23 protein-coding genes are annotated in these 22,115 nt (G+C 41.0%); 19 read left to right on the top strand and 4 right to left on the bottom strand.

All coding sequences use genetic code 11. From position 1 onward, the window contains the following. The first annotated feature begins 44 nt into the window (after positions 1-44). Entirely contained in the window at positions 45-1,952 is a 1,908-nt protein-coding gene (locus HCJ54_RS09570) for a beta-glucoside-specific PTS transporter subunit IIABC (RefSeq protein ID WP_187137476.1), read from the top strand. Between the two features lie 42 nt (positions 1,953-1,994). On the opposite strand, the gene HCJ54_RS09565 is transcribed toward HCJ54_RS09570, so the two are convergent. Together HCJ54_RS09565 and HCJ54_RS09560 are read right to left on the bottom strand one after the other, a co-directional pair. Then, on the bottom strand, positions 1,995-2,663 hold the full coding sequence (locus HCJ54_RS09565; RefSeq protein WP_187137475.1) for a CPBP family intramembrane glutamic endopeptidase: 669 nt from the start codon (positions 2,661-2,663) through the stop codon (positions 1,995-1,997). Next, positions 2,660-3,061, bottom strand: a complete 402-nt coding sequence (locus tag HCJ54_RS09560) for a pyrophosphohydrolase domain-containing protein (protein ID WP_244966931.1) — start codon at positions 3,059-3,061, stop codon at positions 2,660-2,662. Before HCJ54_RS09560 ends, HCJ54_RS09565 begins: the two co-directional genes overlap by 4 nt. Positions 3,062-3,282: 221 nt before the next feature. Here HCJ54_RS09560 and HCJ54_RS09555 point away from each other — a divergent pair, with 221 nt between their 5' ends. From HCJ54_RS09555 to HCJ54_RS09540, 4 genes are all read left to right on the top strand, one after another. Then, positions 3,283-3,441 (top strand): hypothetical protein, encoded by a 159-nt coding sequence (locus HCJ54_RS09555; protein ID WP_159101110.1) that lies wholly within the window; start codon positions 3,283-3,285, stop codon positions 3,439-3,441. 87 nt (positions 3,442-3,528) lie between these two features. Next, entirely contained in the window at positions 3,529-3,732 is a 204-nt protein-coding gene (locus HCJ54_RS09550) for a hypothetical protein (RefSeq protein WP_036065599.1), read from the top strand. A gap of 455 nt (positions 3,733-4,187) precedes the next feature. After that, positions 4,188-5,030 carry a lipoyl-[GcvH]:protein N-lipoyltransferase gene (gene lipL, locus HCJ54_RS09545; protein ID WP_185525681.1) on the top strand — a complete coding sequence of 281 codons (843 nt, stop codon included), beginning with the start codon at positions 4,188-4,190 and terminating at the stop codon, positions 5,028-5,030. 28 nt (positions 5,031-5,058) lie between these two features. Continuing rightward, positions 5,059-6,387: an HD domain-containing protein gene (locus HCJ54_RS09540; RefSeq protein WP_185409941.1), complete on the top strand. Its 1,329-nt coding sequence runs from the start codon at positions 5,059-5,061 to the stop codon at positions 6,385-6,387. Between the two features lie 63 nt (positions 6,388-6,450). On the opposite strand, the gene HCJ54_RS09535 is transcribed toward HCJ54_RS09540, so the two are convergent. Then, the gene (locus HCJ54_RS09535) at positions 6,451-6,636 is read right to left on the bottom strand and encodes a 2-hydroxymuconate tautomerase (protein WP_036065606.1); all 186 of its coding nucleotides are present in this window, start codon (positions 6,634-6,636) and stop codon (positions 6,451-6,453) included. Positions 6,637-6,720: 84 nt separating this feature from the next. On the opposite strand from HCJ54_RS09535, the gene HCJ54_RS09530 reads away from it, so the two are divergent. From HCJ54_RS09530 to HCJ54_RS09470, 13 genes are all read left to right on the top strand, one after another. Continuing rightward, positions 6,721-7,374, top strand: a complete 654-nt coding sequence (locus HCJ54_RS09530; RefSeq protein ID WP_036065608.1) for a site-2 protease family protein — start codon at positions 6,721-6,723, stop codon at positions 7,372-7,374. A 68-nt stretch (positions 7,375-7,442) separates the two neighbouring features. Further along, the gene (locus tag HCJ54_RS09525; protein ID WP_425324799.1) at positions 7,443-7,892 is read left to right on the top strand and encodes a YwiB family protein; all 450 of its coding nucleotides are present in this window, start codon (positions 7,443-7,445) and stop codon (positions 7,890-7,892) included. Beyond that, entirely contained in the window at positions 7,889-9,559 is a 1,671-nt protein-coding gene (gene argS, locus HCJ54_RS09520) for an arginine--tRNA ligase (protein WP_187137473.1), read from the top strand. Before HCJ54_RS09525 ends, argS begins: the two co-directional genes overlap by 4 nt. Positions 9,560-9,910: 351 nt before the next feature. Continuing rightward, positions 9,911-10,453, top strand: coding sequence for a DNA-directed RNA polymerase subunit delta (gene rpoE, locus HCJ54_RS09515; RefSeq protein ID WP_187137556.1), 543 nt, complete (start codon positions 9,911-9,913; stop codon positions 10,451-10,453). A 367-nt stretch (positions 10,454-10,820) separates the two neighbouring features. Further along, entirely contained in the window at positions 10,821-12,416 is a 1,596-nt protein-coding gene (locus HCJ54_RS09510; RefSeq protein ID WP_187137472.1) for a CTP synthase, read from the top strand. A 110-nt stretch (positions 12,417-12,526) separates the two neighbouring features. After that, positions 12,527-12,718 carry a PLDc N-terminal domain-containing protein gene (locus HCJ54_RS09505; RefSeq protein ID WP_036065617.1) on the top strand — a complete coding sequence of 64 codons (192 nt, stop codon included), beginning with the start codon at positions 12,527-12,529 and terminating at the stop codon, positions 12,716-12,718. Then, positions 12,715-13,629, top strand: a complete 915-nt coding sequence (locus HCJ54_RS09500) for an ABC transporter ATP-binding protein (protein WP_187137471.1) — start codon at positions 12,715-12,717, stop codon at positions 13,627-13,629. The genes HCJ54_RS09505 and HCJ54_RS09500 overlap by 4 nt, the downstream gene beginning before the upstream one ends. After that, entirely contained in the window at positions 13,626-14,435 is an 810-nt protein-coding gene (locus tag HCJ54_RS09495; RefSeq protein WP_187137470.1) for an ABC transporter permease, read from the top strand. The genes HCJ54_RS09500 and HCJ54_RS09495 overlap by 4 nt, the downstream gene beginning before the upstream one ends. A 251-nt stretch (positions 14,436-14,686) precedes the next feature. Beyond that, positions 14,687-15,061 carry a GntR family transcriptional regulator gene (locus HCJ54_RS09490; protein ID WP_187137469.1) on the top strand — a complete coding sequence of 125 codons (375 nt, stop codon included), beginning with the start codon at positions 14,687-14,689 and terminating at the stop codon, positions 15,059-15,061. Positions 15,062-15,073: 12 nt separating this feature from the next. Beyond that, positions 15,074-15,946 carry an ATP-binding cassette domain-containing protein gene (locus HCJ54_RS09485; protein ID WP_187137555.1) on the top strand — a complete coding sequence of 291 codons (873 nt, stop codon included), beginning with the start codon at positions 15,074-15,076 and terminating at the stop codon, positions 15,944-15,946. After that, positions 15,947-16,582, top strand: coding sequence for an ABC-2 transporter permease (locus tag HCJ54_RS09480; RefSeq protein WP_187137468.1), 636 nt, complete (start codon positions 15,947-15,949; stop codon positions 16,580-16,582). It abuts the gene before it with no gap. 12 nt (positions 16,583-16,594) lie between these two features. Continuing rightward, complete coding sequence (locus tag HCJ54_RS09475) at positions 16,595-17,239, top strand: ABC-2 transporter permease (protein ID WP_187137467.1); 645 nt, start codon at positions 16,595-16,597, stop codon at positions 17,237-17,239. Positions 17,240-17,514: 275 nt separating this feature from the next. Continuing rightward, the gene (locus HCJ54_RS09470) at positions 17,515-18,339 is read left to right on the top strand and encodes an aldo/keto reductase (protein WP_187137466.1); all 825 of its coding nucleotides are present in this window, start codon (positions 17,515-17,517) and stop codon (positions 18,337-18,339) included. A gap of 52 nt (positions 18,340-18,391) precedes the next feature. On the opposite strand, the gene HCJ54_RS09465 is transcribed toward HCJ54_RS09470, so the two are convergent. Next, on the bottom strand, positions 18,392-20,692 hold the full coding sequence (locus HCJ54_RS09465; protein WP_187137465.1) for a GW domain-containing glycosaminoglycan-binding protein: 2,301 nt from the start codon (positions 20,690-20,692) through the stop codon (positions 18,392-18,394). A 464-nt stretch (positions 20,693-21,156) separates the two neighbouring features. Between HCJ54_RS09465 and HCJ54_RS09460 the strand changes: the two genes are divergently transcribed. After that, positions 21,157-22,074, top strand: a complete 918-nt coding sequence (locus HCJ54_RS09460; RefSeq protein ID WP_187137464.1) for a diacylglycerol kinase — start codon at positions 21,157-21,159, stop codon at positions 22,072-22,074. The last annotated feature ends 41 nt before the right edge of the window (positions 22,075-22,115 follow it).

The following is a 22,115-nucleotide window of genomic DNA, read 5'->3' as shown; positions in this document are numbered from 1 at the left end:
GTTTTTCTTTGTGCAAAAATAAGGTAAGAAGGAAGGTTTATATTATGAAATATGAACAACTCGCTAAAGACATTCTCGAAAAAGTCGGCGGAACAGGCAACATCAATAGTGTCTTCCATTGTATCACGCGATTGCGTTTTAAACTGAAAGATGAGAGTATTGCGAAAACAGAAGAATTAGAAAAAATGGACGGTGTCATCTCTGTACTTAGAAGCGGTGGACAGTATCAAGTCGTTATAGGAAACCACGTACCAGACGTGTATGCCGCAGTACTAGCGGTTGGCGGAATTTCTGCTGAAGGCGCAGAAGGAGCAGCGAACGAAGGGGGCGGTAATCTTTTCAACAGATTTATCGATATGATTTCAGGTGTATTTACACCAGTTCTCGGCGTATTAGCAGCAACCGGTATGATCAAAGGTTTCGCATCAATGTTCCTAGCATTCGGCTGGGTCACAGCAACATCCGGAACTTATCAAATCCTATACGCGATTGGGGATGCGCTATTTTACTTCTTCCCAATTTTCCTAGGTTACACAGCCATTAAGAAATTCGGCGGCAACATATTCGTCGGGATGGCCATTGGTGGCGCGCTCGTGTATCCAGCCTTAGCAGGTATAACAGCTGGAAAACCTCTGTATACATTATTTTCAGGAACGCTTTTTGAATCACCAGTTCACGTTACATTCCTAGGAATACCAGTTATTCTAATGAGTTATGCATCCTCTGTTATTCCAATTATTTTAGCAACATTCTTCGCCTCAAAAGTTGAAAAAGGACTCAAAAAAATCATTCCAGATGTCGTAAAAACTTTCTTAGTGCCATTCTTTACATTACTAATCGTTGTACCACTAACATTCATCGTCATCGGTCCAATCGCAGTATGGGCAGGCGACTTACTAGGTCAAGGAACACTATGGGTTTACAATTTAAGTCCAGTTATTGCAGGTCTATTCCTAGGTGGATTCTGGCAAGTATTCGTTATCTTCGGACTTCATTGGGGTCTTATCCCAGTGGCACTCAACAACATTGCAACACTACACGCAGATCCAATTTTAGCAATGACGTTCGGCGCATCTTTTGCACAAATCGGTGCTGTTCTAGCAGTTATCCTAAAAACAAAGAACAAAAAAATCAAAACGCTCGGCTTCCCAGCATTCATCTCCGGAATTTTTGGCGTAACAGAGCCAGCGATATATGGGGTTACGTTACCACTTAAAAAACCGTTTATCATGAGTTGTATCGCTGGTGCAGTCGGTGGTGGAATTATCGGTTTTGCTGGCTCACAAGGGTATATCCTTGGTGGACTTGGCGTCTTCGGTATTCCGAATTTCATCGAACCAGGTAGCCCAATCGGAACACAATTCTGGATGGTTATGCTTGCAATGGTTGTCAGCTTTGTCTTAGGTCTGATTTTAACACTTGTATTTGGTTTCAAAGATCCAGTAGAAACAGAGGCATCCGTCACACCAGTTGTAACACAAAGCGAAACACTAATTGAACAAGAAGTTTTAGTATCTCCACTTGAAGGTGAACTCATCCCGCTTGTAAACGTTAAAGACGAAGCATTCTCATCCGGCGCACTTGGCAAAGGTTTGGGAATTGTACCGACAGAAGGCAAGCTATATTCACCAGCAAACGGAACCGTAACGATGGTGTTCCCAACAGGCCACGCAGTAGGAATTACAACCGATTCAGGCGCTGAAATCCTCATGCACATCGGAATGGATACCGTTCAACTAGAAGGGAAATATTTCACTGTCCACGTAAAACAAGGCGATAAAATTACAGCAGGTCAATTGTTGACAGAATTCGACATTGAAGGTATCAGAAGCGAAGGCTATGATATTACAACACCAATTATCGTAACGAATACAAATCAGTATCTAGATGTTATGGTTGTCGATGAAGAAGAAGTAAAACCAGGCGACCGTGTTATCACATTGGTTATATAAAATAGAAAAAGCAGCGATCCGAATTAAAGAATCGCTGCTTTTTCATGTCCAAATGAAAGCAATAAAATTATTCAAAAAGTGGGCAAAAATAGTGAGTTCGAGCCGTCTTGTTTTGTATAAAATCCCCCCAAGCGCAATACCTGGAATCAAATAAAGCAGAAAACTGACCCAATCTGTTGGAACATGTGCAGAGCAAAAAAGCAAACTACTAACAATCCAACCCAGCCATAACCGATTTCGGAAAAGTTGTTGCATCAAAAATCCCCGGAAAATAATTTCCTCTACAAACGGCGCAATAATAACGATTGACAGAAAACTGAGTAACCAAGAAGCCTGCGAATAAACATCATCTAACAATATTTCGTTTTGCGTATTGGTGTAAGAAGTGAAATTTTGCCCAAGGTAGTCGATAACAGAACTAATCCCGATTGCCGCAATCATCACGATGAAAGCAAAAACAAAACCCTTCCAGCTAATCCGTTCCCAACGAAAGAACCGGATCCTTTGCCATTTTGCGAAAATAAGTGCAATAAGCATGGCGGTGAGTCCGAACAGTTCACTGTGCCATGTAACGGTCATATCAAGGAAATCATTCCCTGTCGTGACATCCCAAACGATACTAACAATTTGGAACAGAAGAGACAATAGAAGATAAACGCCAAAAACCCAAATAATTGTCCAAATACGAGGCTGATTTTGTTCTGCTATCATATGTGCTTGCTAGCCTTTATCTGACGTTCAATTTCTTTTTCTAATTGAGGTTCTGGTGCGATCCAACCAGCAGGCTTCATGATCTTGTTGTCTGATTCGCGAAAATGCGCTTTTCCATCAGGCCAAAGTTTGGCCATATTAGCATCTTGTACGATTTGGAATAGTTTCTCAGGCTCTACACCCATTTCGACCAATGTCCCAATCAAGAAATACAACCCATCGATGACGGCATCTGCTTGATCTACTACAGTCTTTGCATCACGCAATTCCTGAAGCTCTTCTTCCACCCAGCTAATCCGAGTTTCCAAACGATCTTTGTCTAGCATTGTAGGTGTTGTTGCAATGGGTGCATTAAATTTTTCATGGAAATCACGTACCTGAATATACGCATTGTTCATCTCTAATCCCTCCAAACACTTCATATTGTAACTCATCATATCATTAAACGAAGCAATGTTCCATGGATAAATGCGCGTATTGGGGATGTAGCTCGTATGCATTCGAACACCGCTAACAAATCCGACTTAGGGCGTACAGATTTTCAGCCCACAGCCTATCGTTAAAAAAAATAAATCCGGCTATAATAAACTTATCAACCAAATAAAAGGGCGTGAACGACGTGAAAAAAGGGATTTTCGGTCTACTATCGGCACTAGGCATTATGTTACTAGTTGGAACACAGACACAGCAAATCATTGTACCACTGAAAACCACAGAGCTACATACAATCATCCAGAAAGAACCACGGGCAGCTCAAATTCTAGACGTCACAAACTAATCGTTGCTAGAACATAGGGCGATTTCACATAGATTTGAATCATGCTAATTTTAAACTGTTGATATAAAAAATTTGGAGGTCGTTAAAATGAATAATTTTTTCAAGTACTTATTTACCATCATCCTTGTTATTATCGGACTTAATATCCTATTTAAAATCATCGGTATCACATTCCACTTCCTGTTCCCACTTATAGGAATTGCGATTGTAGCATACCTCCTTTACCGCATATGGGGTAACCCACGTAATTGCAGACGCAACACGAATAAAACAGACCATTACGATTGGTAAACCGTTCCAAAACTATATACTCATTTAAAACTCCCTAGGTTTTAAATTTTGCCCAAGCCCTCAGCTTGGGCGTTTTTGTTGGTGCTGTTCGAAATGAAATGAGTTACAGCACCAATATGCATGGGAGCGAAGGCGAGCATGTAAACCATCAACATCAGGGGGGACCTATAGATATTCAAGCCGCCTTGTTTGTGAATTGGTGCAAAAAAACTTACACTAGTATGGAGGAGGCGATTACCATGAATAAGAAAAATTGGAACCGCTTAGGGAAACTGGCTACTGTTGCACTTATAGCAAAATTGATTTTGACGAGTAAAAAAAGAAGCGTAAAATAACAAAATCAGGCATAAAAATGTACGGTTTCATTTAAAAAACGAATTTGTCAAAAGTGCTCCAAATCGTTGCGGGACTGTGCTATAATAACGTTAATGATTAGTAGGAATGGAGCAAACGGGATGATAGAAGGACTTGATTTATTAAAGCAAGAAAATTGGCGATTTATCGATCAGACGACAGTGCAGATTGCATTTGATGCATTGCAGTCATTTGCGACAGACGATACGCTGTGTCGATCTGTTGGTAGCCATCTTTCGCCACCGACGACAAGGGCTTGGGTGCATCACGATACCATCTCAATGGGGATTCAGGATACGAAATTACCAGATTTAGCAAAAGGCATCGCATTTTTTAGAGAGCAAGGATATCGAGCTGTTGTTCGGAATTCGGGCGGTTTGGCTGTGGTACTTGATTCAGGCGTACTCAACTTGTCACTTGTTTTTCCTGATGTGGATCGTGGAATTGCAATTGATCGTGGCTATGAGACCATGTTTGCGCTGATTAAGCATATGTTTCCAGCGTTTGCCTACAAGATGGAAGCAAGAGAAATAGTTGGTTCTTATTGCCCTGGAAGCTATGATTTAAGTGTAGACGGTAAGAAGTTTGCTGGGATATCACAGCGAAGAATGGCGAAGGGAGTCGCTGTACAAATATATTTAGCGGTGAACGGAGACCAGAAGAAACGGGCAGAGTTAATTCGGGAATTTTACCAGATCAGTGGGAAAGATAAGCAAGATAAGTATGTATTTCCAAATGTGGATCCAACGGTGATGACGACTTTATCGGAGCTATCGGAATCATCACTTGAAGTGAATGATGTGATGGTGAAATTGCTGAACGCATTATATCATTTTGCGGGGCGCCTGGAATCAAGCCGTTTAATGGGCGAAGAATTAACTTGGTATCCAGCTTACTATGAGCGGTTGATATTACGAAATGAGAAAATTTTGGCGAATTTATAAGCTACTATTGAGAGAGGGAAGATGACATGTGACATATTTAGAGACGAAATTACCAGAAGTAAAAGTATTCAAAGATCCTGTGCATCGATATGTACATGTCTCGGATCAAATTATTTGGGATTTAATTGCAACAAAAGAATTTCAACGTTTGCGCCGAATTCATCAACTCGGAACCACATCACTTACTTTTCATGGGGCAGAGCATAGTCGATTCAATCATTCGTTAGGTGTGTATGAAATAACGCGTCATATTGTAGAAGGCACGTTTGCGCAGGAGATTCAATGGGATAATGAGGAGCGCCTCGTTGCTCTATGTGCGGCGTTGCTTCACGATCTAGGGCATGGACCGTTCTCACATGCGTTTGAGAAGGTATTTAGTACGGATCACGAGCACTATACGATGGCGATTATAACGGGGAATACCGAGGTGCGAACCGTATTAGAACGCGCCGGTACCTTATTTCCGGAAAAAGTGGCGGCAGTCATTAATAAAACGTACCAGAACCAGACGCTCGTGAAGTTGATTTCGAGCCAGATTGATGCGGATCGTATGGACTATTTATTACGAGATGCATACTATACAGGTGTGAGCTATGGGAATTTTGATATGGAGCGGATTATGCGTGTATTGCGACCGAGTCCAGACGGTAATGGTGTTATTGTTAAGTCTTCGGGAATGCATGCAGTGGAGGATTATATTGTAAGCAGATATCAGATGTACCAGCAAGTGTATTTTCATCCGGTCAGCAGGAGTGCGGAGGTGCTTTTGTGGAAAATATTAGATCGTGCACGGAATTTGCATGAGAGAGGCTATCATTTCGCACAGGCGCCGGTGCAATTATTGCCATTTTTAGATCAAGATGTTTCATTAGATGAGTATATTACGTTGGATGACACGGTATTGATGTATTTCTTTTCGGTTTGGCAGTACGAAGAAGATGCTATTTTAAGTGATTTATGTAGTCGTTTTTTGAATCGGAGGTTATTGCAGTACATTAACTATGATTCGAAAGTGGACGCTGAGCTGTATTTGAAGTTGAAGGGGTTATTGGAGAAGGCGGATATTGATCCAGAGTATTATTTAGTTATTGATTCAACGTCGGATTTACCGTACGATTTGTATGAGCCGGGAGACGTTGCTGGGAGGTCGCCTATTCAATTATTGATGCCTAATGGGGAATTGCATGAATTATCAACGGAGTCGCCTATAGTGGAAGCTATTGCTGGTAAGCGGCGTATGGATGTAAAGCTTTATTATCCGTTAGATTTCATTGAGAGTGGTCGGATTAGTGCTCCGATTGCAGAGGAGATTATTAGCCTGATACATGCCCATTCACTGAAAGAATATAAAAAATAGGAAAAGCACTGTGATTCCAGCTCGTGAATGGGCTGAAAAGCATAGTGCTTCTGGATAGAACGGCTACATGTCAGATTTTCGGACGCCGGCTACACCATAATCTGTTTTTTTCATTTCTTCTAGGATGACATGAATATTTTCTTTTGGCGCACCGAGATTTTTAGAAACAGCGTCTGTTACATCCTTTATAACCGCCTTCTTTTGGTCATCGGTGCGACCTTCTAGAAATTTTATTGTGACGAATGGCATGAAATTCACTCCTAAGTATTGATTTAATGAGTATAGTATAACATAATTAAGACTAGGAGATTACAGTTTAGAAGGAGATTACGAATGGAGAATTTTTTGGCCTATTCATTGCAGGATTTACCTTATGTAATAGTGACATTGTTGATTGCCTTTACGATACATGAGCTTGCACATGCGTGGGTTGCATTGTTATTTGGAGACGATACGGCAAAGAATGAAGGAAGAATCACGTTCAATCCATTGAAGCATATCGATCCGATTGGCTTTATTTTTGTTATTATTGCAGGATTTGGTTGGGCGAAACCGACACCGGTAAATACGTATAAGATGAAACATCGACGTGTAGGTAGTGTAGTGGTGAGCTTAGCTGGACCGGTTAGTAATTTGTTACTGGCGTTTGTTGGGATGGGTTTTTATTTCTTATTCTTGCAAATGGATATAGGGTATTCGCAAATTATATTACATTTTTTAAATTTGTTTGTATCGCTGAATTTGATTTTATTTATATTTAATTTGTTGCCGTTGCCGCCGCTGGATGGTTATCAGATTTTATCGGAGTTTTTACCATTGAAATGGCGATTGAAAGTACAAGCCTATGAGAATTATGCATTGCTGTTCTTTTTGATTCTAGTTATTACGCCGCTGTCGAGGTACACGATATCTCCTATTTTTAACACATTGATTCCATGGATAACGAGTGAGATGGCAGGCTTTTATTATTATATTTTTCAGATCTGAGGTTGCATTTTAGCCAGTTTTTAACTATAATGTAGTGCATTCTAAATTATATGGGGGGACTTTAAAGCGTGAGTAATAAAGAAAAAACACCTGTGCAGTTGCGTTTAAGGACGATTTCTAAACAGGAAATGGAAGAAGAACGTACGGAAATGACTGCGTCGGGCGTGTTTTATTTAGATCACACAACGGGAAGTCGTTACCTTCATTATGAAGAAGAACAAGAGGCAGGCGTGATTAGAACGGTTTTGAAAATCACAGATCAAGAGGTTTTACTGATGCGAAGTGGCGCAGTGAATATGCGTATGCATTTCTTCAGAGAGCGTAAACGGAGCACGATTAGTGTGGATTACGGTGCGGGTAAGTTGATGATGGAGTCGGAGCTTTTAAATATAGAGGAAGCCTATGTACAGGATGAGGTTTTTTCTGGAAAGATAGAGTTTCAGTATGAGTTGTTAGACAGAGGTGTGAACATTGGACTTTTCGATGTCTCGATGATTTTAGAGGAGGATAAGGAATGAATGTTAGTCAAAAAAGTCAACAAGATTTGATTGCAATTATTAATGATGCAGTTGTAAATACCTTGGAGTTAGAGAAGGCGGAAGTGCCAGCGATTTTACTGGAAGTTCCAAAGGATAAGCAGCATGGGGATTATTCTACTAATATCGCTATGCAGTTAGCGCGTGTGGCCAAAAAAGCACCGAGAGCGATTGCTGAAACGATTGTGGCAGCTGTCGGAGACGAACATTCCTTGATCAATAAAATTGAGATTGCTGGACCAGGTTTTATTAACTTTTACTTAGATAATGCATATTTGACGGCATTAGTGCCTGTTATTATGGACGCAGAGGGTACTTATGGTTCGAGTGATACAGGAAAGGGAAAGAAATTCCAGATTGAGTTTGTATCGGCGAATCCAACTGGGGACTTGCATTTAGGACATGCACGTGGCGCTGCGATCGGTGATTCGTTAGCAAACATTTTGACAATGGCGGGTTATAGCGTATCGCGTGAGTATTATATCAATGACGCTGGGAATCAGATTAATAATTTGATTTTGTCGACGGAAGCGCGTTATTTTGAAGCGCTAGATATCGATGCGACGTTTCCTGAGGATGGGTACCGAGGTGCGGATATTATTAATCTAGGTAAACAGTTGGCGGATAAGTATGGCGATAAGTATGTCCATGAAGACGTTGATGTAAGGCGTAGCGTATTTCGGACAGAGGCGCTTGCTTTTGAAACGGCAAAATTGCGTGATGACTTGGCGGAGTTCCGCGTGCATTTCGATAGCTGGTTCTCTGAGACGACGCTTTATGAGAATGATAAGATTATGCCGGCATTGGCGAAGCTCCGTGCTAATGGTTATATTTTTGAAGAGGAAGGTGCGACTTGGCTTCGGACAACGGAATTTGGCGATGACAAAGATCGTGTTTTAATCAAATCTGATGGTAGTTATACGTACTTCCTACCGGATATTGCTTATCATTTGGATAAGCTAGAGCGGGGATTTGATGTATTGATTGATGTTTGGGGAGCTGATCATCATGGGTACATTCCTCGGATGCGTGCGGCGATTGAGAGCCTTGGGTATAGCCCGGATCATCTCGAGGTTGAAATCATTCAACTGGTTCATCTTTATGAGGACGGGAAACAGGTCAAAATGAGTAAACGTACTGGGAAATCAGTGACAATGCGTGATTTGATCGAAGAAGTTGGGTTGGATGCCACGCGTTATTTCTTTGCAATGAGAAGCTCGGATACGCATATGAATTTTGATATGGGTCTTGCGAAGTCGACATCAACGGAAAATCCAGTGTATTATGTGCAGTATGCGCATGCGCGGATTTCAAGTATTCTACGTTCAGGCGTGGAGCAGGGCTTTGCTTTGAGTAAGGATGCGAATGTGGCGTTGCTAGATTCAGAAGTGGATTTTGACTTATTGAAAGTACTAGGAGAGTTTCCGGACGTTGTTGCAGAATCGGCAGAAAAGAGAATTCCGCATCGGATTGTTCGTTATTTGAATGATTTGGCATCGGCATTCCACCGTTTCTATAATGCTAATAAAGTATTGGATCCGGAGAATAAAGAGGTATCGGAAGCGCGATTGGCATTGATTAAAGCAACCCAGATTACGCTTCGTAACGGCCTTACACTACTCGGCGTTTCTGCACCTGAAAAAATGTAGGTGGAGATACATGTGTTCCGCACAATAGATAATTAGTAGAAAAATTTAGATCGGGGTTTTGCGAATTATGCGATATATAATTTTCATATGTATTATTTTTCTACTACTTGTTGTTGCGACAGCGATTCTATATAGTATGCAATTAGGTTCTATCCCGATACTATTGCTTGCGATACTGCTTTTTTATATTGGATATTGTGTTATTAAGAAGTTATAAACAAGTGGCTTGTATTCAGATTATGAAAGAGTATGTTATAATTTTATTGTGTTCGACGTCATTTACATGTAGAATAGATAGAGTCAGAAAAAATGCAGGAAATAATTTTTTATTATAGAAGGGGCGTGCCAGCTTTGGATTTGAGCCAATTGACAAAAGAAGAACGTGAAGAGTTATCTTTGATTGAAGTGGCGCACTATGTTCTTGAAACGAGAAGAGAAGTAATGCCATTCCAAGCGATTGTGGATGAAATTACGAAGTTTCTTGATTTAAGTGAAGGCGAAGTAAGAGAGAGACTTGTTCAATTTTATACAGATATGAATATTGAGGGGAATTTTATTTCTCTTGGTAATAATACTTGGGGACTGCGTGCATGGTATCCTATTGATGCGATTGATGAAGAAGTTCAAACGCAAACGAAGCCGAAGAAGAAACGTAAATCAGATGACGATGATGACGACGATGAAGATATCGACGAAGATATTCTAGATGATGATATCGATTATGAAGAAGACGATGTGGTAGAAGAACTTGGTGAAGAGGAAGTAATTCTAACAGATGGTCTGGTTAGTGATGACGACGATCCAACAGAAGATCATTTACCTGACGGGATTGAAGGCGATTTGACGACTGTCATTGAAGATGATGATGAGTTTGAGGATGAATTCGAGAAGTAAAAAATGGATACCTGCTTCGAAACAATGAGGCAGGTTTTTCTGTGAAAATATTTTTATTCCCTACTTGCAATGCTTGGGGACGGTTTCATGAAATAAAGGGTTGACTTATTTGCGCTATCTATGTAATATTTTATTTGGGCTCCTTTTTATAAGGACGGATATAAATATTGCGCTCCCTTACTTAGAAATGATGAGTAAGTGGGGCGTTTTCTTTTTGTGTTATGAGGGTTATGACGCAAAAAAGTATGAGCCAAGGGCATGAATGAGCTATTGGCGATTTTCTTTTTTTAGCAATGAAAGTTTGCAAGTAAAGGTTCTCCACCCCGAAATAATTTTCGATAAGGCGAAAGGAGTAGATTTTAGAACAATGACAAAGTATATTTTTGTGACAGGTGGCGTCGTTTCGTCGATTGGTAAAGGGATTACGGCTGCTTCACTTGGTAGATTACTTAAAAACCGAGGACTTAGTGTAACGATTCAAAAATTTGATCCTTATATTAACGTCGATCCTGGGACGATGAGCCCGTATCAACATGGAGAGGTTTTTGTAACAGATGATGGTGCAGAAACTGACTTGGATTTAGGTCATTATGAGCGTTTTATCGATATTAATTTGAACAAGTACAGCAATGTAACGACGGGGAAAGTGTATTCCGAGGTTATTAAGAAAGAGCGTCGCGGTGATTATCTTGGTGGGACAGTGCAAGTTATTCCGCATATTACGAATGAGCTGAAGGATCGTGTTTTCCGTGCAGCTCGTATGACGGATTCGGATATAATTATTACGGAAATCGGTGGAACGGTTGGTGATATTGAATCCTTGCCATTTATCGAAGCGATTCGCCAAATTAAGAGCGATGTCGGTGCTGAAAACGTGCTTTACATTCATACGACATTAATTCCTTATATCAAGGCTGCTGGAGAAATGAAAACGAAACCGACGCAACACAGTGTGAAGGAATTGCGTAGTTACGGGATTCAGCCGAATATCATTGTTGTTCGTACGGAGCAACCAGTTTCTCAAGAGATGAAAGAGAAAATCGCGCTATTTTGTGATGTGAGGGCTTCGGAAGTAATCGAGGCGCGTGACGAGGAAACGTTATACAATGTGCCACTTTCTTTACAAGCGCAAAAAATGGATCAGATTGTATTGGACCACCTGCAGTTGGAAGCACCAGTTGCTGACATGTCTGAGTGGGAAGAACTTGTGCATAAAGTGAAGAATTTGACGAAAAAAGTTCGTATCGCGTTGGTTGGTAAATACGTTGCCTTGCCAGATGCCTATCTGTCTGTAGCGGAAGCGTTGCGTCATGCGGGTTACGCGAACGATGCTGAGCTACAAATTGACTGGGTTGATTCTGAAGAAATTACACCTGAGAATGTCCAAGAGAAAATCGGTCATGCGGATGGTATTCTAGTTCCTGGTGGTTTCGGGGATCGTGGTATCGAAGGCAAAATTACAGCGATTAAATTTGCACGTGAAAATAAAGTGCCGTATTTCGGTATTTGTTTAGGCATGCAGTTGGCGACGATCGAATATGCGCGTAATGTGATGGGCTTGGAAGGTGCGAACTCTGCGGAAATCGATCCGAAAACACCACATGCGATTATTGATTTATTGCCAGAGCAAAAACATGTGGAAGATATGGGCGGAACATTGCGTTTAGGCCTTTATCCAGCGCGAATTAAAGAAGGTACAAGAACGGCGGAAGCGTATGGGACGACATTGGTTGAAGAGCGCCACCGCCACCGTTATGAGTTTAACAATGAGTACCGCGAGCAGTTAGAAAATGCGGGAATGACAGTATCGGCAACGAGCCCTGATGGTCGTCTTGTTGAGGTCGTGGAGATTACGGATCACCCATGGTTTGTGGCATGTCAATATCACCCAGAATTTATTTCACGCCCGACGCGTCCGCAACGTCTATTCCATGATTTTATTGCGGCATCTTTGAAGGAATAATTTTTGAAGCCGAGTGATATACGTTATGTGTATGCTCGGTTTTTTTGTATTGACTTTTATATGCATCTGTTATATTATTTATATAACAGATGAAAGAGAGGATGAACAGGATGTCAAACACATTAGCATTATTAGCGCCAGTTTTTATTTTATACTTAATATTATTAGTGACGGCTTTGGTGGATTTGATTCGTCATTGGAGCAATCGGCAAAATCCGGTTATTTGGTTGCTTGTTATTTTGCTCGTTAGTACAATTGGATCGATTATTTACTTTATTTTTGGTAGGAAGGACTATCGATGATGGAGAAAATATTGGAGGTCAGGAATTTATCGAAGCGGTTTGATGCGTATCAGGCTGTGAAGGATGTCGGTTTTCAGTTAGTCGCTGGGGAATGTGTGGCTTTGCTTGGACCTAATGGTGCGGGGAAAACGACGATTTTGAAGATGATTGTAGATATGATCAACCTGGATAGCGGGACGATTCAGATTTGTGGTGGAGAGCATACGAAGATGAAACAGCGGATTGGCTTTTTGCCGCAGTATCCTAATTTTTATGGTTGGATGACGGCGACGGATGCTTTGCAGTTCATGGGAAAACTTTCTGGTATGGATAAGGTGGCATTGGCGGAACGGATTCCTGAGGTTTTGGCGCAAGTTGGACTTGAGGCGACTCCGAAACAGAAAATTGCTACTTTTTCAGGTGGTATGAGGCAGCGTTTGGGGATTGCTCAGGCGATTTTGCATCGGCCGGCGTTATTGATTATGGATGAACCGGTTTCCGCGCTGGATCCGATTGGGCGCCGTGAAATTATCGAGTTGATTCACTCGTTGAAAGGAGAGACGACGCTACTTTTTTCCACGCATATATTGGCGGATGTTGAAGAAGTATGTGAACGTGTTTGCATTATTCGGGATGGCGAGATTGTGGCGGATGACCGGATTGTGAGCTTGGTTCAAGCGAATGCTGCGCCTGTTTTTGTGTTGAGAGGTGGGGTAGATGTGTCGGAGTTCGAGCGTTTGATTGCAAAAGAGGCGGCAATTAGCCAAGTGGAGCACAAGCATGGCGCATTATATGTATATTATCAGGAGAATGTGGATGCTGCGCGTGAAGCTATTTTACGCGTGTTAACGGTGACTGGAATGGCTTGGACGAGTGTGAGTCAGGCTGAGGAGACGCTTGAAGATGTCTTTTTAAGGATGGTGGGTAAATGAACAACGTGACGACGCTTTTTTTGAAAGAGCAGATGGAGCAGTGGCGGAGCTTGAAATGGATTTGGTTGCCGATTGTGTTTGCGATTCTTGGGATGATGCAGCCGTTGATGATGTATTATTTACCTGAAATTATGGGGGCAATGGGCGGTGATGGTAGCGAGCAGGGATCGGCAATTGCTGAGTTGATGGGCAACGTGAACGCACAACAAGTGATGGCTGGGACGCTTTCTTCGCAGTTTGATCAACTTGGAATTATTATTTTAGTTGTAGCATTGATGGGCGCAATTATTTCGGAAAAAAATAATGGGATGCTGGCGCTTATTTTAACAAGACCTGTAAAAGCGTGGCAGTACATTTTAGCAAAATGGTTTTCTCAAGCCTTATTAGTGTTTATTTCGTTAGGTTTAGGATATTTTGCGGCGTATTACTATGTTTACTTATTGTACGGAGGGATTCAGGCAGCAAGTGTTTTTGCTGGATTTGGGATTTATCTTGTATGGGTCTTATTTTTAGTCTCAGCGGTGCTTATCCTTGGAATCGTATTTCGGAGTACAGCCGTTGTCGCGATGATAGGGGCTGGTGGCGCAATTATTTTGGAGCTAGTGAGTGGAGCCTCTGGTTGGGGACAAATCTTTAATCCGGCCTATTTGAGTGCGAATGCGACTAATATGATTGTGACTGGAGATGTGAAGGCTTATTTTGTAGGCAATTTGTTGATTTCGCTGTTCTTTATTGTCGTATTGCTTGTGCTATCGATTGTCCTGTTGACGAAGAAGAAATTTCATATTGGCAGTTCACATGAATAAGTCGGTAAAGTTTAATGGAAATCTCATGTGATTTTCCTCGCAATGTTAGGTAGTTCATGTAATATAGTAAATGTAAACAAGATAACCGTTACTTTTCCCCCCTTTTTAGTAATAGGATATCTAAACTCCTTTTTCCCAAGTTGGTTCCCCTGCCAGCTTGGTTTTTTTGTGCGACATTTATTCTTGCAATATATATCATATCCGTATATACTGTATATATATTATATATACAGTCGTGTGCGGAGGTGCGTATGAAAATAATCATTACGAATACGTCCACATTGCCAATCTATGAGCAAATTGCGTCACAGATTCGTAATCAGATTATCAATGGTGAACTTGTCGGAGATTTTCAGTTGCCGTCTATCAGGGCATTGGCGAAGGAATTACAGATTAGTGTTATTACAACGAAGCGAGCATATGAGGAGCTAGAACATGATGGCTTTATTCAAACGGTTGCTGGGAAAGGTACATATGTATCAAACCAAAATATGTCATTAATTCGGGAACATAAGGTAAAGGATTTGGAGAAAAAGATAATCCAGATATTACAGTTAGCAGCAGATTTGGGGCTAAAGTATAAAGAGGTTCGTGAAATGATGGATTCGTTGGCAGAGGAGGACTAGACTATGGATAGTATTTTAGAAGTGAAGCATGTTTCGAAAATATATAAGGATTTTGTTTTACGAAATATTTCTTTCCAATTACCACAGGGTTATATTATGGGGTTGATTGGTGTGAATGGTGCGGGTAAAAGTACGCTATTAAAAATAATCATGGATTTAGTACAGAAAAATAATGGAGATGTTGTTATTTTTGGGAAGAACACGAGAGATGAAATGGAAGAGATAAAGCAAGATATCGGTTTTGTTTTTGATGAGAATCATTTCTATGAACATTTAACCTGCGAGCAAATGAAGCGGATTATCGCCCCTTTTTATCAGAATTGGGATGAGGCAGAATATCAGAATTACATGAAGATGTTTGAACTCCCGAGTAACAAGAAAATAAAGGTGTTTTCTAAAGGGATGAAGATGAAATACAGTATCGCAATTGCTCTCAGTCATCACGCGAAATTGATTGTTATGGATGAGCCCACTGCAGGACTCGATCCAATTGTGCGGCGCGAGCTACTCAGTGTTTTACAAACAGTGGTGATGAAGGAAGAGGTATCCGTGATTTTCTCCACACATGTCACAGCTGATTTAGAAAGGGTGGCCGATTTTATTACGTATATACATGAGGGGCGTATTTTTTTCAGTGAGGAGAAAGATAATTTATTGGAGAGATACGTGATTGTGAAGGGTGATCAGGACCTATTGGATGACGAGGTTAAAAGCTTATTCGTTGATGTGGAAATTGGAGCTCTTGGATTTCAAGGGTTGTCTGAGAATGCGGAGGAAGCTCGATTTTATTTTGGTGAGGAAGCTGTATTTGAGAAGCCGACCTTGGATGATATTATGTACTACACGGTGCAGGCAACGAAGAAGAAACGACAAGGGGTAATGTAGATGTGGCAATTGATTTGGAAAGATGTGATGATTCAGCGTGGCTCGATTATTTGGCTTGCGATATTACTAATATTTATTGTGATTTTTGGCGTAAGTATCGAGATGCCAGCTTTTATTTTCTTGCTATTAGGAACATTGATTGCAGGTGGAAGTGTTATAGCGAGATCGATAAGTAGAGATGAAGTTAATCACACATTACTATTTTTGACCTCTTTGCCAGTTAGTAGGAAAGATATTGTTATGGCGCGTTATATTGGTACGCTGATTGTCATGTTAGTTACTATGGTATTTTTGTATGTGATAACAAGTATTGTAATGTGGACATGGATTCCGATAGAGGATTTTTTTGTGAGCATGGGGACTGCGTTGGTGATAGTACTCGGTGTAACGACGCTTCTTTTTCCGATTTATTATTGGCTTGGTTATGACTTGATGCGGTATATAGGAAGTGGATTAATTATTTTTTATGCTTTCTTGACATTGCTAGTTAGCCTCCCTATTGTTCAAAAGGCTATAAATTGGTTAGCGGTACGGGGGTATAGCGTGATACTAAGTATTCTACTTGGATTGATGATTGTATTATATATAGTATCGATGCGCTTCTCCATTCGAGTTCTGGGATTCACGGATTTATAGGGGGGGATTATATTGTATGCATTAATAAGGAAAGATTTTCGTGTTCAGACGAAAATAACGGCTTACTATCTAATTTTTGTATTGGCTCTGTTAACTTTATGGATGAGCCAGGAATTTGTCACATGGGCTCTCTATGCTCTAGGGGCGACTATGATTTCCATGGCCCCCATTTTTGCTACACTCAGCTATGATGATAAAAGTGGTAGTGCGTTGACGGCAAGTTGGCCAGTTTCTCGGGCAAAGATAGTTATTGCAAAATATATATCTAGTCTAGTTTTCATGATTTTTGCTATGATTTTTATTTTCATAAGTACGCTAATTATCGGTCTGTTTATCGAAAGTGAAAGTGGGATAGGTGCGCATTTTATTTCGATAGGATTTGTTTTTGCTGGGTTATGTTTCTTTTTTGCCCTTGTTTTCCCTGGCTATTACTGGCTTGGATTTCGACGATTGAGTTATATATATACAGCGCTAGTTGTTCTTTTAGGCGGGATGATGGTGGCTTTGTATCAGTCTAATTTCGGATATTGGCTACTGCGGTATTTGAGGGATACTCCGATTGAGATGCTTGCGGTGTTCTTTCTGGTTATTTCCATTGCAGTCTATTCAGTATCGTTATTTTGTTCTTTATGTATTTTTGCGAAACAGGATTTATAAACGATAAAATATATTTTTCATGAATTTCTCATCTGATTCTCGATTGGTTATCATGTGCGACCTGTATTATAGAAAGTGTAAAGAGGATAGCAATTACTTTTTCCCCCTTTTTAGTAGTTGTTCATCCGATAAAACTCCCTTTTGACCATCGCGGTTTCCCCCTTTTTTCCGCGGTGTTTTTTTTGTGCCTGGAAGTAAGAAGGCTTACGGCTTGCATAGACGGGGGGCACTGGGTGTATAGTAGAGAGGTAAATAGAAATCGGGAGGCTGGTAAAATGAACATTAACGATACGGTAACACTTGCAAATGGCGTGGAGATGCCACAGTTTGGGTTTGGCGTTTGGCGTGTGAATGATGGAGAAGAGGCAGTGAATTCCGTGAAATGGGCGATTGAAACGGGATATAAGAGCATCGATACAGCGGCTGCTTACAAAAATGAGGAAGGTGTGGGACGCGCAATCAAGGCATCTGGTGTGGCGCGCGACAGCCTTTTTGTGACGACGAAGTTATGGAATGCGGATCAAGGATATGAATCGACGTTAGCCGCGTTTGATACCAGTTTAGAAAAATTAGGGCTTGATTATATTGACCTATACTTAATTCATTGGCCAGTGAAAGGCAAGTTCGTCGACACATGGCGCGCCTTTGAAAAATTATATGCGGACAAAAAAGTACGTGCTATTGGTGTTTGTAATTTCCATGAACATCATTTGGATGAATTACTAAAAGAAGCAAAAATTGTGCCGATGGTGAATCAAATTGAGTTACATCCTTTGCTATCGCAAGAACCGTTACGCCAATATTGTGCGGATAAAAATATCGTGGTGGAGGCGTGGAGCCCGCTTGGAAGTGGTAAAGTCCTCGATAATAGTGTGATTAATTCCATCGCCAAAATCTATGAGAAGTCAGTCGCGCAAGTCATCTTACGTTGGGATTTGCAACACGGTATCGTAACGATTCCAAAATCAGTGCATCAAAATCGTATTATCGAAAACGCGAATATCTTTGATTTTGAGCTGAAAGATTCGGAGATGGCGTTGATCGATAGTTTGAATCAGAATGAGCGCACAGGTCCTGATCCTGACAATTTTCATTTCTAGGTGAGAAAAAAGCAGTAAATCCTTTTTTTCGTGGATTTACTGCTTTTTCATGTTATTTAATATTTGCCATTAACGTCCAACCGATAACGACATTGCCATTTTTGAGGCGGTACCATACTTTTCCTTCGATGTTTGCTTGACGATCTGCAGTTAATGTTTTACCGGCAAATTTAGCAAGCGTTCCAACTTTAATTGGAGGATCATCAACAGGGAATGAGTAGAGTACGCCAGCTGTATTGGCTACTTTTTTCGTTAAGTTCACTGGCTTTTCAGCAATTGCACCATCGTAAAATTTCGTCAGGGCACTTGCATTGACCCAACCAAGAAGTTGACCGTTGGAACTGATTTGGTAGTATAAACCGCCAGTTGTCTTCGCTTCACGTAAGATGCGGAGCTTTTTACCGCTGTAATTGGAAAGCGGTGCAATCTTAGAATTAATACCATACGTGTTCGGAACTAGCTTCCAAATATATTGATTCGCTGTTGTTTTGGTCTTACCATAAGCGGTCAATGTTTTGTCGTAGACTGGTTGGTCGTAATTGGTCGGCGTCACGCTTACTGCACGAACCCAACCAATCGATTCTACACCATTCATTAGACGGTACCAAAGCGTGCCATTAACAGTGATCTGCTTGTGAACTGTGAGTTTGATGTTTAAATATTTTTTGAGATCACCTTTTCGTGTGGAGCTATCAACGACTGGGAAGTAGTAAATGGAGTCGTTCGGAAGCGCCACATAACGCGGTAAATTAGCCGTCTGCTCCATACTTGGTGTATAGAAAATCGAAACAGCTTTGCTATCAACCCAACCAATTGTTCGTCCGTCGATGGCAAATTGATACCAGATGCCTTTTTTAGTCTTGGCCTCGCGAATTAGTTTTAGGTTTTTGCCGGTATAGCTTGAAAGTGGGTTAACAACGCTTGCCCCTAATGTTCCATTTGGTACCGTCCAGACATTGTTTCCAGCGGCGGTTTTGACGCTAGCATAGGTGGTTGCGCCCATCACTTTGTCATACTCGATTTGATCATAGACTGTCGTTGTCAGACTTGAAGCACGAACCCAGCCGACTGCTTCGGAGCCATTCATGAGGCGATACCAAAGTGTACCGCTTAGTGTGATTTGTTTGTGCACAGTTAATGGTTTGTTCGTATAGGCTGCCAAATTTCCTTTGCGCGCAGAGCTATCAATAACTGGGAAATAATATACAGATTCTGTTGGAACGCTGACGTAACGTGTTAGGTTAGCTGATTGTTCCATGCTTGGTGTATAGAAAATGTTGACTGCTTTATTCTCTACCCAGCCAATTGTTTTTCCATCAATGCTAAATTGATACCACGTCCCGCTTTGTGTTTTCGCTTCGCGGAGTAGTTTTAAATTTTTGCCAGTGTAGGCGGACAGGGGATTCACTTCGTCGGAACCGGCTGTGTTGAATGGCGCGGACCAAACGGTGTTTCCTGCTGCCGTTTTAACATTAGCATAAGTTGTCGCTGGGAAAGGTGTATTGGATATGATGGTATCTTTACTCATCGCATTGTATTTCTCGGTTATAAGTGTTAGGAGTTCATTGTAGCTATAACCCCACTTGTTAAAGTAACCAATTGGATCGGTATGGGTTGTGCCACCGAGATATTTACTAACAGCATTATGCGTCCAAACTGTTCCGACACCGTCTGTTTCAGCGCTGTCAATTGGCAGTTTATACTTATCAAGAATATAAGCTGTATAATAAGCGTAGTTATTAATAGAACGTGCGAACTCATCGAATGTTTTATGTTCTACTAATTCATACTGAACAAAACGAGCATTGGCAAAGCGTCCAGCTCCCCAAACCCCATAATCGGTTGGATGTATTTGGATGATATTTCCTTTGTCAATAAAAGTATGCACAAAAGCGTTCTCCCAGTTTCCACTCATGTAGTCAATTTCGTTTTGGATAGTCGAGTTTGGATTGGCAGTTTCATGTAAAACGACGCCTTCTGGTTTGCCGTAGCCATTACGGTAATTAAATTTAGTGAATTGTGACTGAATTTGGCTACTTAATTTGGCATTGGTGAAGTTGTTCGCTTTGATGTAATTATTGACGTTTGGATAAGTTGCTTTTGCGTTTAGCATCCTGCTACGATCTGGTATCGGTGCTTCTGTATCTTGCTCCGCGTGTAAATCTCCCGTGAACGTTCCTTCTCGTTCTGCTTTTGGTACATAAATCGAATCATCGTTAACCGTTTGCGATCCGTCTTTTGCGGTGACCGAGTTAATATCAGCAGTGGGTTGTTCATCAGCTAGGACAGAGATCGGTAAAACAACAGTTGTAAGTCCGACCGTCACAATCACTGATTTTAATAAAGTTTTCAATTGTCCATCTCCATTCTAAAAATCCCCTTTGGTAATAAAAAATTAGGCAAGTGTTCCATATATACTAAATGTATACAGAGAGTACTTTCATTATGGAGAAAATCAGCAAGAGAGTCAATAGAGTTTCCCTATCATGGTCGAAATTTGGGCGAATATAACTACTATGAAGGGCGTGAATTCCAACTGATACCAATAGATTTAGATTAAAAAATTTGAAATTTGACAAATTACCTACAATTTGATGTCTAAATGGCGTCAAAAAACCTCTTTGTAAGCATTATCACAAAATAGCTTAATATCGAAAAACTAGTGTAGCGGTATAAATGTACGTTCAAGCCTTTGTCACAACTCCGTCCTCACCTTCGTAAGCCTAGGTATTTTGTTGTTTCGAGGCACCTAGTTTGACAATAAACGAAAGAAATAAGAAACTAAGATTATCACTGCATGAGAGAAGGGGAAAACAGTTGTTAAAGCGAATGTTAATCATCTATAATCCTGTTGCCGGACAGCGCAAGTTTCACAAATTAATGCCGGTTGCAGAACAAGTTTTGGGGGATGCTGGTTTGGAAGTGACGCTCATTCCAACAACGGAAGAAGCAAAAAGTGCAACAAAGATTGCGAAACAAGGCGCACTTGACGGTTTTGAAATGATTGTTGCGGCAGGCGGAGATGGGACGGTAAACGATGTTGTGAATGGTCTAATGCAAGTCGAAGCACCGCCTATTTTTGGTGTTTTGCCAGTTGGAACGACAAACGATTTTGCGAGGGCGCTTGGGATGGCAAAAGATCCACTAGAGGCACTGCACATTATCGCAGCACGTGAGACGATCAAAGTAGACGTTGGTAAGGCGAACGATCAGTTTTTCATTAACAATGCGGCAGGTGGGAAAATTACGGAAATCACGTATGCCGTCAAAGAGTCCATGAAGAATAAGATTGGGCGTTTAGCCTATTTGCTAAGCGGGATTTCGATGTTGCCCAAATTGGGACCAAAGCAAGTCAAAATAATACATGACACAGGTGTTTTTGAAGGTGAAATACTGCTCTTATTTGGTGCGTTAACAAACAGCGTTGGCGGTATGGAAAAATTGTGTCCACCAGCAGTGCTCAATGACGGCCAGATGGATTTGCTCATTTTGAAGAAAGTATCGCCAGCTAAATTATTGAAACTCCTTGCTTCCATTAAGGCAGGTACACATTTGGCTAGTGAAGATGTTGTTTATGTAAGAACGAAAAAAGTGTACATCGAATGTGAAACGAGCTTAAACATAAGCTATGATGGTGTATATGGCGGGGAGACACCATATACGTTGGAAGTACTGCCTGAGAAATTGGCAATTTTGGCAGATGTAACCCGAATCGAGCACCGCTTACAGAAATAAAACGATTACATCAAAAATATCGACCTTCACTATGGTAAACT

Origin of the sequence: Listeria grandensis (genome assembly GCF_014322885.1) — a bacterium.
GTDB lineage: Bacteria > Bacillota > Bacilli > Lactobacillales > Listeriaceae > Listeria_A > Listeria_A grandensis.
This window is presented reverse-complemented; position numbering and strand designations above follow the sequence as displayed.

Excerpts from the sequence above, each read along its gene's own strand:
- HCJ54_RS09480 (WP_187137468.1), top strand. The coding sequence starts at position 15,947 with ATGTGGCAATTGATTTGGAAAGATGTGATGATTCAGCGTGGCTCGATT.
- HCJ54_RS09470 (WP_187137466.1), top strand. The coding sequence starts at position 17,515 with ATGAACATTAACGATACGGTAACACTTGCAAATGGCGTGGAGATGCCA.
- HCJ54_RS09490 (WP_187137469.1), top strand. The coding sequence starts at position 14,687 with ATGAAAATAATCATTACGAATACGTCCACATTGCCAATCTATGAGCAA.
- HCJ54_RS09550 (WP_036065599.1), top strand. The coding sequence starts at position 3,529 with ATGAATAATTTTTTCAAGTACTTATTTACCATCATCCTTGTTATTATC.
- HCJ54_RS09500 (WP_187137471.1), top strand. The coding sequence starts at position 12,715 with ATGATGGAGAAAATATTGGAGGTCAGGAATTTATCGAAGCGGTTTGAT.
- HCJ54_RS09495 (WP_187137470.1), top strand. The coding sequence starts at position 13,626 with ATGAACAACGTGACGACGCTTTTTTTGAAAGAGCAGATGGAGCAGTGG.
- HCJ54_RS09510 (WP_187137472.1), top strand. The coding sequence starts at position 10,821 with ATGACAAAGTATATTTTTGTGACAGGTGGCGTCGTTTCGTCGATTGGT.
- HCJ54_RS09530 (WP_036065608.1), top strand. The coding sequence starts at position 6,721 with ATGGAGAATTTTTTGGCCTATTCATTGCAGGATTTACCTTATGTAATA.
- HCJ54_RS09565 (WP_187137475.1), bottom strand. The coding sequence starts at position 2,663 with ATGATAGCAGAACAAAATCAGCCTCGTATTTGGACAATTATTTGGGTT.
- HCJ54_RS09535 (WP_036065606.1), bottom strand. The coding sequence starts at position 6,636 with ATGCCATTCGTCACAATAAAATTTCTAGAAGGTCGCACCGATGACCAA.
- HCJ54_RS09560 (WP_244966931.1), bottom strand. The coding sequence starts at position 3,061 with ATGAACAATGCGTATATTCAGGTACGTGATTTCCATGAAAAATTTAAT.
- HCJ54_RS09570 (WP_187137476.1), top strand. The coding sequence starts at position 45 with ATGAAATATGAACAACTCGCTAAAGACATTCTCGAAAAAGTCGGCGGA.
- lipL (WP_185525681.1), top strand. The coding sequence starts at position 4,188 with ATGATAGAAGGACTTGATTTATTAAAGCAAGAAAATTGGCGATTTATC.
- HCJ54_RS09505 (WP_036065617.1), top strand. The coding sequence starts at position 12,527 with ATGTCAAACACATTAGCATTATTAGCGCCAGTTTTTATTTTATACTTA.
- argS (WP_187137473.1), top strand. The coding sequence starts at position 7,889 with ATGAATGTTAGTCAAAAAAGTCAACAAGATTTGATTGCAATTATTAAT.